General features: G+C 71.9%; 10 protein-coding genes. 5 read left to right on the top strand and 5 right to left on the bottom strand.

What is annotated here, in order from left to right; genetic code table 11:
* Positions 1 to 148 precede the first annotated feature (148 nt).
* Positions 149 to 1,819 (top strand): MFS transporter, encoded by a 1,671-nt coding sequence (locus tag ACFW2E_RS17295; RefSeq protein WP_384467207.1) that lies wholly within the window; start codon positions 149 to 151, stop codon positions 1,817 to 1,819.
* Positions 1,820 to 1,874: 55 nt separating this feature from the next.
* Here ACFW2E_RS17295 and ACFW2E_RS17290 read toward each other — a convergent pair whose 3' ends face one another.
* Positions 1,875 to 2,717, bottom strand: a complete 843-nt coding sequence (locus tag ACFW2E_RS17290) for a hypothetical protein (RefSeq protein WP_384467201.1) — start codon at positions 2,715 to 2,717, stop codon at positions 1,875 to 1,877.
* Positions 2,718 to 2,797: 80 nt separating this feature from the next.
* Between ACFW2E_RS17290 and ACFW2E_RS17285 the strand changes: the two genes are divergently transcribed.
* Together ACFW2E_RS17285 and ACFW2E_RS17280 are read left to right on the top strand one after the other, a co-directional pair.
* Positions 2,798 to 3,583 carry an SDR family oxidoreductase gene (locus tag ACFW2E_RS17285; protein ID WP_384467200.1) on the top strand — a complete coding sequence of 262 codons (786 nt, stop codon included), beginning with the start codon at positions 2,798 to 2,800 and terminating at the stop codon, positions 3,581 to 3,583.
* Positions 3,584 to 3,816: 233 nt separating this feature from the next.
* The gene (locus tag ACFW2E_RS17280; protein ID WP_384467198.1) at positions 3,817 to 5,391 is read left to right on the top strand and encodes a sodium:solute symporter family protein; all 1,575 of its coding nucleotides are present in this window, start codon (positions 3,817 to 3,819) and stop codon (positions 5,389 to 5,391) included.
* Positions 5,392 to 5,414: 23 nt separating this feature from the next.
* Here ACFW2E_RS17280 and ACFW2E_RS17275 read toward each other — a convergent pair whose 3' ends face one another.
* Both ACFW2E_RS17275 and ACFW2E_RS17270 read right to left on the bottom strand, forming a co-directional pair.
* Entirely contained in the window at positions 5,415 to 6,533 is a 1,119-nt protein-coding gene (locus ACFW2E_RS17275; protein WP_384467197.1) for an ADP-ribosylglycohydrolase family protein, read from the bottom strand.
* 119 nt (positions 6,534 to 6,652) lie between these two features.
* On the bottom strand, positions 6,653 to 7,399 hold the full coding sequence (locus tag ACFW2E_RS17270; protein WP_384467195.1) for a TetR/AcrR family transcriptional regulator: 747 nt from the start codon (positions 7,397 to 7,399) through the stop codon (positions 6,653 to 6,655).
* A gap of 109 nt (positions 7,400 to 7,508) precedes the next feature.
* Between ACFW2E_RS17270 and ACFW2E_RS17265 the strand changes: the two genes are divergently transcribed.
* Positions 7,509 to 8,591 carry an alpha/beta fold hydrolase gene (locus ACFW2E_RS17265; RefSeq protein ID WP_384467193.1) on the top strand — a complete coding sequence of 361 codons (1,083 nt, stop codon included), beginning with the start codon at positions 7,509 to 7,511 and terminating at the stop codon, positions 8,589 to 8,591.
* Positions 8,592 to 8,670: 79 nt separating this feature from the next.
* Here the strand turns inward: ACFW2E_RS17265 and ACFW2E_RS17260 are convergent, their stop codons facing one another.
* Complete coding sequence (locus ACFW2E_RS17260) at positions 8,671 to 11,178, bottom strand: tetratricopeptide repeat protein (protein ID WP_384467191.1); 2,508 nt, start codon at positions 11,176 to 11,178, stop codon at positions 8,671 to 8,673.
* A gap of 90 nt (positions 11,179 to 11,268) precedes the next feature.
* Here ACFW2E_RS17260 and ACFW2E_RS17255 point away from each other — a divergent pair, with 90 nt between their 5' ends.
* Positions 11,269 to 11,763: a DUF2165 domain-containing protein gene (locus ACFW2E_RS17255; protein ID WP_384467189.1), complete on the top strand. Its 495-nt coding sequence runs from the start codon at positions 11,269 to 11,271 to the stop codon at positions 11,761 to 11,763.
* 12 nt (positions 11,764 to 11,775) lie between these two features.
* Here ACFW2E_RS17255 and ACFW2E_RS17250 read toward each other — a convergent pair.
* Positions 11,776 to 12,335: hypothetical protein (locus tag ACFW2E_RS17250; protein WP_384467187.1), on the bottom strand; the 560-nt coding region annotated here is incomplete at its 5' end.

The following is a 12,335-nucleotide window of genomic DNA, read 5'->3' as shown; positions in this document are numbered from 1 at the left end:
ACCGCGCCACGCCGACAACGACGGTCACGGGGATTCGTCGCGCGTCCGTGACGAAGGCCGCGCGGACGGCGGCACCCGCCGGGGGGCCCGGCTCCTGACCGCCGCCGAGCCCCTCCGGCAGCGGCTGCTGCTGCACCCCGTGCTGTCCATGACCGCGCTCTCGGGTGTGCTGCACATCATCTGGTTCTTCACGTTCGCCAACAGCGGGGGCGATCTCGCGGCGCAGGACGCCTGGGCCGAGTTCGTCGGCCGGCACCCGGACTCGGCGTACAACCTCGCCTGGTACGGCGGTATGCACCCGGTGTCCTACAGCGTGGTGTCGCCGTATCTGATGTCCGTCCTCGGCGTCCGCACGACGATGATGATCGCGGGGACCGTGTCGGCCGGCCTGCTCACACTGGTCCTCATCCGCAGCCGAGCGGTGAAGAACCCGCTGTGGGTCTCGCTCGCCGGCGTCTTCGCGCTGATCTGCAACGCGATCTCCGGGCGGGTGACCTTCGGGCTCGGCACGATGTTCGCGCTCGGCTCGGTCGCGGCCGTCTTCTGCTGGCCGTACCGGTGGCGGTACAAACGCTGGGCGAAGGCCCTGGTCGCCGCCCCGCTGGCCGCCCTGGCCACGATGTCCTCACCGGTCGCCGGCCTGTTCGTGGGCCTGGTCGCGGTCGCGCTGTTCCTGCAGAAGCGGCGGCCGGGCGCGTGGGCACTGGGACTCGCACCCACAGCGGTGGTGGCCGTCTCGGCGTGGCTGTTCCCGTTCTCGGGCACCCAGCCGATGATCTTCGGATCGGTGGTGCTGCCCCTCCTGTACGGCTTGCTGTGCCTGTTCCTCGTCCCCAAGGAGTGGATCACCGTACGGCTGACGGCCGCCGTCTACAGCCTCGGGGTCGTCCTGGTGTGGCTGATCAGCTCGCAGATCGGCTCGAACATATCCCGGCTTCCGATGCTGTTCGCGGGTGCGACGCTCATCGCCGCGCTGCCGTACACGAAGCCGCGCTCGCGCAAGTGGTACGTGACCGTGCTGGGGTTCCTGGGCTTCGTCGGCTGGATCGGCTTCAAGTCGGTCGACGACATCATCCACACCACCCCGGCCGCGTCCTGGGCGCGCGAGCTCGCGCCGCTCGTCAACGAACTTCAGGGGGTCGGCGCCGAGAAGGGCCGCGTCGAGGTGATCCCGGCCCGCTCCCACCGCGAGGCCTCCGCGCTCGCGCCGTACGTGAACCTGGCCCGCGGCTGGAACCGGCAGGCCGACATGGAGCGCAACCCGCTCTTCTACGACGACACGCTCAACTCGGCGAACTACCACGAATGGCTCCAGCGCTGGGCCGTCCACTTCGTGGTGCTGCCCAAGGGCGAGCCGGACGGGGACGGCGGCGAGCGCGAGCGGGCCCTCGTCCAGCGCGGCATGCCGTATCTGAAGCAGATCTGGGGCGACGCCAACTGGCAGTTGTTCCGGGTGACCGACGCGACGCAGCTCGCCGAGCCCGACGCCGTGGTGGACCGGGCCGAGCAGGGCGAGATGACGCTGGAGGTGCGCAAGGCCGGGCGGATCCTGATCAAGATCCCGTACTCGCCCTGGCTGAGCGTCGTCGACGAGCACGGCAAGAGCCTGAAGCCGCCGCAGGAGACAGAGGCGTCCAAGCACCGGGCCGAGGGGATGCCGAAGGCGTACGACAACGTCAACGGGTGCCTGATGGAGACGCCGGAGGACGCGAAGGGGGACAAGTGGACGATGCTGATCGCTCCGCGGGCCGGCACGTATCACCTGGCGGCGCCGTATCAGTTGCCCCGGGGCACGCCCTGTCCGGACGAGCTGAAGTGACCCTCTGGGGGCTCCGCCCCCAGAGCCCCGCCTCCCGCCCGCACACCCGCCTCGGTCAGCTGCGCAGTTCCCTCACGTAGTGGTCCGTGCCCGGCACCGTCGGGATGAACGGTGCCACCAGTTCGACCCGGCCCAGTCCCGCCTCGGTGACCTGCTCGTCGAGGCCGGTGAAGTGGCGCTCCCAGCACTCCCGTGGATCCCTCTCCAGGAACCACAGCAGGGTCAGCCGGGTGTCGACGCCCTCGACCTGCTTCACATACGTCATGCGGTCGCCGGGCAGCGGGGTCGGGCGGAAGACGGTCACCATGGCCGTCGGGGAGGCCGCCACCCGCTTCGGGAGGTGCCGGGAGCGGAGCCACTCCAGGAGTTCGGCGCGCCGGGCGGAGGACTCCGCGTCGATGACCTCGACGACCAGGCCCGCGTACGGGTGGTCGAGGGCGTGGAAGTCGCGGGGGCCCGCCGCGCCGTCCCGGTAGACCGTCGTCTCGTGGTCCTGGAAGGCCGTGAAGACGTGGGTGCGGTCCTGGTAGACGCGGGCGTCCCGGTTGAGGCGCCTGTTGATGGCGACGGTCCACCTCATGTGGTCGTCGTAGCGGCCGTCGGTGATCCAGTACGTCGAGATGTAGCAGCCGGCCGTGACGGGCTGGGCGATCGCCGACTTCTCCGGGTAGCGCAGGAGCTGGAGGTCCCTGGTCGCCACCCAGCGGCGGCCGGCGTACATCCAGGGCATGGCCATCGCGCCCGCGTAGTAGTGGTCGTCCTCGTACCAGCGGTTGTAGGCGTACTCGTGGCCGGGGTGCGGCTCGACCATGGTGATCAGGGCGTGGCCGAACGGGACCGCGTACGGGCCCACGGCGGCCAGGTCGGCGTACAGGTCGCTCCGGGTCTCCTCGCTCATGCCGTTCCCCTTCCTTCCTTCTCCGGTCGCCCATACTCTGACGGACCGTCAGATAAAGCGCCAGGGCCGGGAGGGTCGCAATGTCACTGCTCGCGGGCAAGACCGTCGTCGTCTCGGGGGTCGGGGCCGGACTCGGGCACCAGGTCGCGGCGGCCGTCGTACGGGACGGGGGGAACGCCGTGCTCGGGGCGCGCACCGAGGCGAACCTCGCCAAGAGCGCGGCCGAGATCGATCCGGACGGGGCACACACGGCGTACCGGGCGACCGACATCACGGACGAGGGGCAGTGCGAGGCGCTCGCGGGGCTGGCCCGGGAGCGGTTCGGGGGGATCGACGCCGTGGTCCACGTGGCCGCCTGGGACTCCTGCTTCGGTGGGGTCGAGGACGCGGACTTCACGACCTGGCAGTCGGTGATCGACGTGAACCTGCTCGGGTCGCTGCGGATGACACGGGCCTGCCTGCCGGCGCTCAAGGGGTGCGGCGGATCGGTGGTGTTCATCGGTACGCAGTCGGCGGTGGCCGCGCCCTCGCAGGTGAAACAGGCCGCGTACGCCGCCTCGAAGGGGGCGCTGACCAGCGCCATGTACTCGCTGGCGCGGGAACTCGGGCCACACCGGATCCGGGTCAACACGGTGCTGCCGGGCTGGATGTGGGGCCCGCCGGTGCGGGCCTACGTGCAGTTCACCGCGCACACGGAAGGGGTGCCGGAGGCGGATGTGCTGCGGCGACTCGCGGACCGGATGGCGCTCCCCGAGCTGGCGACGGACGCGGACGTGGCGGACGCGGCGGTGTTCCTGGCGTCGGACCGGGCGAGGGCCATCACGGGACAGTCGTTGCTGGTCAACGCGGGGGAGCTGATGCGCTGACACGGCGCCGCCCCGGACCTGCCGACGGATCAGTCGATCCGTTCATGTAGGTGAACCAAGGTCAGGAAAGCGAACAATTTTGCGCGCTCTTGACCTTACGCTCGCTTGTCGTGCTCGCGTAACCGAACCCACGATGAGCGGGCACTTCGCGGCCTTCACCGTCCCCGCTCCGCTCATGCGAAGTGCCGGCCAGCTGAGTGGAGTTCACAAGGCGGACCCTGGAAGGGTGGCACATGAACGGCCTCGACTGGACCGTGCTCATCGCCTACTTCGGCGTCATGGTCGCCATCGGCGTCTGGTCCCACCGGCGCGTGGACGACGTCAGCGACTTCTTCACGGCCGGCGGAAAGATGCCGTGGTGGCTGTCCGGCATCTCGCACCACATGTCGGGCTACAGCGCGGTCATGTTCACCGGGTACGCGGGCATCGCCTACACCTACGGCGTCACCTCTTTCGTCACCTGGTCCTTCCCGATCGCGCTGGGCATCGCCATCGGCTCGAGGCTGTTCGCGCCGCGCATCAACCGGCTGCGCTCGCGCCTGCACGTGGCGTCCCCGCTGGAGTACCTGAAGAACCGCTACAACCTGCCCACCCAGCAGGCGCTGGCCTGGTCCGGCATGCTGCTCAAGATCGTGGACGTGGGCGCGAAGTGGGCCGCGATCGCCACGCTGCTGTCCGTCTTCACCGGTGCCTCGCTCAACCAGGGCATCCTCATCACCGGCGCCATCACGGCCGTCTACTGCACCATCGGCGGCCTGTGGGCGGACGCGCTCACCGAACTGGGCCAGTTCGTCATCCAGCTGCTGGCCGGGCTGTCGATGTTCGTCGCGGTCGTGGTGAAGCTCGACGACAAGAACCTCGGCTTCCTCGGCGCCTGGGACGAACCCGCGCTGCACGGCCACGGCGAACCGCTGGTCGGCCCCTACGGCACGGTCTTCCTGCTCGCGTTCCTGTTCATCAAGCTCTTCGAGTACAACGGCGGCATGCTCAACCAGGCCCAGCGCTACATGGCGACGGGCAGCGCCCGGGAGGCCACCCGGTCCGCACGGCTCTCGGCGGTCCTGTGGCTCGTCTGGCCGGTGATCCTCTTCTTCCCGATGTGGATGTCACCGCTCCTCGTCCACGCGCAGAAGCCGGACGGCTCCGACTCCTACGCCCTGATGACCGAACAGCTGCTGCCGCACGGCCTGCTGGGCCTGGTCGTCGTCGGCTTCTTCTCGCACACCATGGCCATGTGCTCCTCCGACGCCAACGCCATCGCCGCGGTCTTCACCCGGGACGTGGCCCCGGTGCTGTCGGCGCGGGCCAGGAGCTGGAACGAGCGGTCGGGGCTGATCGCGGCCCGCGTCACCACGGTGGTGTTCCTCGCCCTGTCGATGTCCGTGGCGACCCAGGTCAACTCGCCCGCGTTCAAGGACATCATCACCGTCGTGATCAAGTGGGTCGCCGGTCTGATGGGCCCGATCGCGATCCCGATGATGCTGGGTCTGCTGCGCCCGTTCCGCCGCTCCGGCCCGACGGCCGCGCTCACCGGCTGGGCCGCCGGTCTGCTCGCCTTCTGGCTGGTCAACTACCCGGTCGACCGGAACGTCGACGGCGGGGTCCCGCTCCAGTACCAGGTGTCCGTACCGCTGGCCGTGTCCCTGCTCCTGTACATCCTCCTCGGCTACCTCAAGCCCGAGGACACCCCGGAGCGGCTCGCGGTCATCGAGCGCCTCAACACGGACGGCGACGGGGCCGAGGCGCCGGCCGTGCCGGTTCCCGCGGGGGCCGGGGACGACACGGTGGGCGCTCCGGTCAAGGACTGACCGAGACCGCCCGGGGACACCCCCTAAGCGCCCCTCGGGTACCTCGCCAGCCACCCGGGCGCCGACCCGGCGGGCCCGTGCAGCGCGGGGCCCTGGGTCATCTCCATCGCGAAGTCGTCGGCCAGTTCCAGGATCGTGGGACGGCCCTCCAGCTCGGCCAGCCAGGCCGGCGGGAGGGCCGTCTCGCCGTGCAGCGCACCGAGCAGCCCGCCGGTGAGGGCGCCCGCCGCGCCCGACGGGCCGGCCTGGTTGACCGCCAGGCACAGACCGTGCCGTACGTCCTCACCCACCAGGGCGCAGTAGACGGCGGCCGCCAGGAGACCGTCCGCGGCCCCGTCGCCGGCCAGTTCCTCCACCCGCGCCGGACCGGGCATCCCCTGCCGCACCGAGCCCAGCGCGTGCTGGAGGGCGTCCGACACGGGCTGGTGGCCGGGGCGGGCCGCGATCAGGGCGAGCGAGCGCTGCACGGCGCCGTCCAGGCTGTCGCCGCGGGCCAGCGCGTGCACGATCACCGCGTACGCGCCCGCCGACAGGTACGCCGTGGGGTGGCCGTGGGTCTGGGCCGCGCACTCCACGGCCAGCTGCACCACCAGCTGCGGCTCCCAGCCGACCAGCAGGCCGAAGGGCGCCGAGCGGGCGACGGCCTCCGGCCCCAGGTCGGCGGGGTTCTTCGGCGCCTCCAGCGTGCCCATGTTCTCGTCCCCGAAGCCGATCAGCAGCGAGCGCGCGGGATCGCGGCGGGCGTAGAGCCACTCCTCCCGGGCCAGCCAGCCGTCGTCCTTGCGGCGCTCGTCGGGGCCCCAGTCCCGCTGGGTGGCCGCCCAGCGCAGATACGCCCGGTGCAGGTCGGTCGGCGGGTGCCAGGCGCCGGTGTCGCGGCGGACCTGGGCGCGTATCAGCCCGTCCACCGTGAACAGGGTGAGCTGGGTGAGGTGGGTCACGGCGCCGCGCCGGCCGTACCCGAAGGCCAGGTCGACGAGGCCGTCCACACCGTACGACGTACGGATCTCCTCCAGGGTGAGCCCGTCGACCGGGGCGCCCAGGGCGTCTCCCACGGCGGCCCCCAGCAGGGTGCCGCGCACCCTGCTGCGAAAGTCCTGCTGCTCGGCGCGGCCCCAGACGGCACCGGATGTCGCACCCACCAAGACCTCCTCACGGCACCGGCCGTACGTACGACAGCTCAGCACTGTAATCGACCGGGAACGGTCCGTTCAGGGGTCGGTTCGGTATGCGGAATGTGGGCCGGGTTGACCCCGTGTGGTCAGTTCTGGGCGGCGACGAGCGCCTCGACCCCGTCCAGGATCCGGTCGAGGCCGAAGGCGAGGGGATCGGTCCCGGTGGGCTCGAACGCGCCCTCCGCGATGGCCTTGGTCAGGGCCGGGAAGCGCTCGGCGTGCCGGCCGAGCAGTTCGCCGGTGAGGCTGTTCCACTCCCGGTCGCGCTCCTCGTCGAAGTCGATCAGCTGCTGGGCCAGGTTGCGGACCAGACCGACGAGGAGCAGGAAGACCTGGTGGCGCTGGGCGGCGGTGAGCCCGGTGGGCTCCAGGGCCGCGAGCGCCGCGTCCAGCCACTGGAGCTGGTGGGGGCCCATGACCTGACGGCGCATGGCGGTCGCGGCCAGCAGCCAGGGGTGGGCCGCGTAGACCTCCCAGCACCGGCGGGTCCACTCCCGTACGCCCACCCGCCAGCCCCCGCCCGTGTCCGACAGCCGCGGCCCCCCGGCCAGCACGGACTCCACCATCAGCTCGACGAGCTCGGCCTTGCCGGGCACGTACCGGTACAGCGCCATCGCCGAGACGCCGAACCCCGCGGCGACCTTGTTCATGGACACGGCGTCCAGCCCCTCGGCGTCCGCGAGCTCCACCGCCGCCGCCGCGATCCGCTGCGGCGACAGGCTGGGCTTGGGCCCACGGGTCGGCCGGTCCTGCTCCCCCCAGAGCAGCGCGACGCTCGCCCGCAGGTCACGCGGCTTGTCGGGGTCCGTGCCCCTGGTGCTGCCCTTGGCCATGACGGTCCTCTCCCTCTGCCGGTCCGGCGGAGCCCCTTGCCTCCGGCCTCCAACTGTATATATCGTAAACGCAATAGCTGATGGCATAAACAGTTTAGGGGGACAACTCATGCTCGGCACCATCCTCACCGCCTCCGCCGCCACCCTCCTCGCCGCTCCCGCGGCCGGCCTCCTCGGCCACCGCGGCCTCAAGCGCGCCGCGAACGCCCGCAGCCTGTGCATCACCACCCCGAACGGCATCGACGAGTCCGGATACGTCCGCATCGGCGGCATCGACCAGTGGATCTCCATCCGCGGGGAGGACCTCACCAACCCGGTGATCCTCGAGATCCACGGCGGCCCCGGAGCCTCCAACCTGATCTTCATCCCGCGCACCCGCGCCTGGGAGCGGCACTTCACGATCGTCCGCTGGGACATGCGGGGCGGCGGCCGCACCTTCGCCAAGGGCGGACCGGCCGGACAGGGCGAGGTGACCCTCGACCGGATCCACCAGGACGCCCTGGAGGTCACGGCCCACGTCCGCACCCGCCTCGGCGTCGGCAAGCTCCTCCTGGTCGCCAACTCCTTCGGGACGGTCACCGGCCTCCGTCTCGCCCGCAACCACCCCGAGCTGTACTCGGCCTATGTCGGCACCGACCAGAACATCATCGGCGGCGGCCGCGACGACTCGGCGTACCAGGCCCTGCTGGCCCGCCTGGAGAAGTCGGGCAAGCGCAAGGAGCTGGCCGCGATGAAGGCCATCGGCCCGAACCGGCCGGCCTGGACCGCCCGCCAGTGGTCGGAGCACGCCAAGACCGTGGTCACCACCGACCCCTTGACCTACGACACCATGAAGACGGTCGTGATCCGCTCGCTCTGGTTCTCCCCCCTGCACACCCTGCGCGGGCTGCGCACCTACCTGAAGGGCATGAACTTCGCCGAGCGGCTCGGCCCGCAGGCCATGACCGTCGACGAGTACGCCGAGGGCACCGCCTTCCGCCTCCCGTTCTTCGTCTTCCAGGGCGACAGCGACGTCCTGACCCCGCCCGAGCCGGCCCGCCGCTTCGTCGACGCGGTCACCGCGCCGGTCAAGGACTTCGCCCTGATCCGCGGGGCCAGCCACTTCGCGTCCTTCCGGCACCCGGAACAGTTCCTGGACCTGATGCTGACGAAGGTGCGACCGCTGGTGACCGGGGAGCCGGTCAGCGGGTGAGGCCGGTGTCAGCCGGCCCCCGCCGACACCACCCTCCACATCCGCGACTCCAAGGACGAGGACGGGGCCCGGCCCGCGTTCACGGGAACCTCGTGGGCCGGGTTCCCGGCGTTCGCAGGGCGCTGAGCAGAGCCCGGGCTCGGTCGTCGTCGGGGCTCAGGGCGCAGGCCCGTTCCGCGTCGGCCAGGGCCTGGTCGGGGATGCCGAGGGCGAGGTGGACCTCGGCCCTCCGGCACAGGGCCCAGGGGTAGGAGGGGTTGAGCTCCAGGGCACGGTCCAGGTCGGCCAGGGCCTCCCGGTGACGGCCGAGGTTGGTGAGCGAGGCGCCCCGGCTGGCGTGGCCCGACGCGTAGTCGGGGTCGAGTTCGAGTGAGCGGTCGTAGTCGGCCAGGGCCTCCTCGTCACGGCCGGCCCCGCGCAGGGCGTCACCGCGTTCGCAGCGGCCCCAGGCCCAGTCGGGATGGAGGGCGAGGGCACGGTCGAGATCGGCCAGCTGCCGGGAGGGCTCCCCCCGGGCGCGCCACAGGCGGGCCCTGCGGGCGAGCGCCCACGCGTACTCCGGGTTGAGGTCCAGCGCGCGGTTCAGATCGTCGAGAGCCCGGTCCAGTTCACCCCGGGCGAGCCGGGTGGCACCCCGGGACGCCCAGGCGAAGTCGTTGGCCGCGTCGAGCCGGATCGCCTCGTCCAGTTCCCGGATCGCCTCGTCGTGGTGGCGCAGCATGCGGTGGTACTCGCCCCGCACCGTATGGCCCAGGGGGTCGTCCGGCGCCAGCTCCACGGCCCGTTCCACGTCCGCGAGCGCCGCCTCGTAGTCGCCCAGCTCGCCGTGGGCGATGGCCCGGCCGTGGTAGGCGCGCACCAGCTCCGGATCCGCCGCGATCGCGTGGCGGTACTCGGCCATCGCCTCCCCGTACGCCCCTTCGCGCCGCAACGCGTTGCCGCGCACCACGTGGGCGACCGCCAGCGCCGGATCGTCGAACCCCGCCCGGTACAGCAGCCGCCCGACCGCGGCGGCCACTCCGCCTCCGTCGAGGGCCTCCGCCAGTTCGCTCCCCCAGCGAGCCACGGCGCCGGCGCCCGCGTCCTCCCCCGCGTCCATCAGCACCCGTGCCCACCGCTGGGCCGTGGCGTCACCGTCGGCGCAGGCGTCGACGACGTCCCGCAGCACCGCCGGCAGCGCCTCCCGGGGCTCCGCGCACAACCGGTGGTACGACTCGGCCAGCCGCAGTTCCCGCCACTCCGCGTCGGCCCACAACTCCTCCCCGTTCCGCTCCCCTTCGAGTTCCGCCCGCCAGCCCTCGAACACCCCGGCCAGCCGCCGGTGCAGCTCCCCCCACCCCCTCGGCGACCGCCTGCGCTGCAACCGCAGCATCGGCGCACGTACGACGTCGTGGTACCGCACCCGCTCGTCGCGCGCGTCGACGAACGGCAGCCCCCTCAACCACGCGTACAGGGTGTTGAGTTCTGCCTCGTCGCACTCCACCACCGCCCGGAACACATCAGCGTCCAGCCGCCGGGGCAGCGCGCAGGCCAGGGCCACACCGCGCCGTACGGGATCGCGCTCCCACTTCAGGAACCGCTCCACCGCGTCCGCGCTCGGGTCCCCCACGTCGTCCGGGCCGGCGGGTCGGGCCTCGGCGAGGGTGGTGACGAGCACCGGCAGCCCGCCCGTCAGCCGCAGCACCTCGGCGACGACGGGCTCGTCCCGCACGCCCCGGTCCGCCAGCAGCCCCCGTGCCTCCTCCTCCGTGAACGCCCCGAGCGGCACGTCGGTCATGAAGTCCGCGAAGCCGCCCCAGCGGGCCGTGTCGAAGGGGCGCTGGCCGGAGGTCACCACGACGACGTTGGCGGGCAGGGCGCCGTACCGGTCGGTGGTCATCAGCTCGTGCAGCCAGCCGTCGAGGAACGGCCCGGTCCGCTCGTACGTGTCGAGGAACAGCACGAGCCACGGCACCGTGGACGCGACCGCGGCCAGCTCGGCGAGCAGCACCGGTGTCAGGACCCGCTCCGGGGACAGCACGAGCTGCACGTCCTCCTGGTTGCGGAAGCGCGCGCTGAGCCCGGCCCGCAGCCGGTCGGCGCCCTGGGCTATCCGGTCCGCGTCCAGGGCCGAGGCGAAGGCACCGGCGACCGGGACCAGTCCGAGGCCCACCAGTCCGGCGCGCGCCACGGCGAGACTGCCCGCCGACGGCTCGTCCGGCTCCGGGACGGTCAGGGCGGCCGCCTCCGCCTCGTGCCGGCGCTCCCGGTGCGCGGTCAGCATCCGGTCCAGCTCCTTCAACCGGTGCCCCTGCCGGGCGAGTTGGGTGCCGATCACGGCCATGGCCTCGGGTACGCTGCCGACGCCTTCGTCGATGTAGACGGTCGGCGCGCCGAGTTCCTGCGCGATCTGCTCCAACTCCCGTACGAGGAAGGTCTTACCGACCCCCGCGTTGCCGTGCACATGGAACAGGAACCGATGGCGCTCGTCCTCGGGCGGGACGGCCAGGTTCGCGCGGAAGGCGGCCCGTTCGGCAAGGCGGCCCACGAAACCGGCCCGCCTGCGCCGGCCGATCAGCTCCTGCATCGACGGCCGCGCCTGCGCCATCCGTCCGTCCCCTCCTCCGGAGCCACCGCCCTGCCATTCTGGCTCAATCCGAGCGGCACGCGCAGGGTGCGGCAGGGAAAGATCATCACTATGGCCACTCCCACCTCACGTACCCTTCGCCTCGCCGCGGCCCTGCTGACCGCCACCGTCGCCCTCTACATCACGCTCGTCGCGCTGGGGAACATCACGGACTTCGGCACCAACCAGCAGTTCGTGCGCCATGTGCTCGCGATGGACACGACGTTCAAGGACGACGACCTGATGTGGCGGGCGATCACCAGCAAGGGGCTTCAGGACGCGGCGTACATCGCCATCATCGTGTGGGAGACGGTCGCCGCGCTCGTGCTCGTCGCCGGCACCTGGTTCTGGGCGCGGCGGAACCACGACCGCGCCCGGCAGCTCTCCACCTACGGCCTGCTGATGCTCATGCTGCTGTTCGGGGCCGGGTTCATCGCGATCGGCGGCGAGTGGTTCGCGATGTGGCAGTCGAAGACCTGGAACGGGCTGGACGCGGCGACCCGCGTCCTCGTGCTCACCGGGATCACCCTGGTCGTGGTGCAGCTGCCCGAGCGGTCGGACGGCTGAGGCCGCTCGCGGCTACTTGACGACCGTCACCCGGGTGTTCGGTTCCGTACCGAAGGTCCACAGCGCCGCGCCGTCCGCCTTGTGCATGCGGATGCCGCCGGTCTGCTTGCCGGAGGCCGCGGGCGGCGGGGACGCGCCGTCGACCGCGTTGGAGAAGGCGATCGACAGGCCCGACCTGCTGGCGAAGTAGAGGACGTGCTCGATCTGCACGCCGTCGGAGCCGGTGGTGGACGCCAGGGTCTTGGACACGGTGTAGGTGCCGGGGGCGGGGGTCACCGTGCCCGGCCACACCGTGAAGCTGCGGCCGGCCTTGCCGCTCGCGTCGACCAGCCAGACCCGCTTCTGCCCGAGGGAGTAGACGACACGGCGACCCGTGCCCGAGGCACCCGGCAGCGCGGGGGCGGCGGACGTCTTCGGCCTGGGCTTCGACGAGGCGTGCGGGTGCGCCCCCGCCGATGCCGAGGCGCTCGGACGTACGGCCGCGGCCGTCGGGTGCGGCCCCTTGTCGGCCTGCAGGGCGAGGGCGACCACGGCCGGCCTCGCCCCCACCCTAAGGCCCGTGTCCCAGCCCC

The sequence above is a fragment of the Streptomyces sp. NPDC058964 genome, assembly GCF_042741275.1.
Taxonomy (GTDB): domain Bacteria; phylum Actinomycetota; class Actinomycetes; order Streptomycetales; family Streptomycetaceae; genus Streptomyces.
The sequence above is the reverse complement of the archived record's forward strand: the minus strand, read 5'-3'. Positions and strand labels throughout refer to the sequence as shown.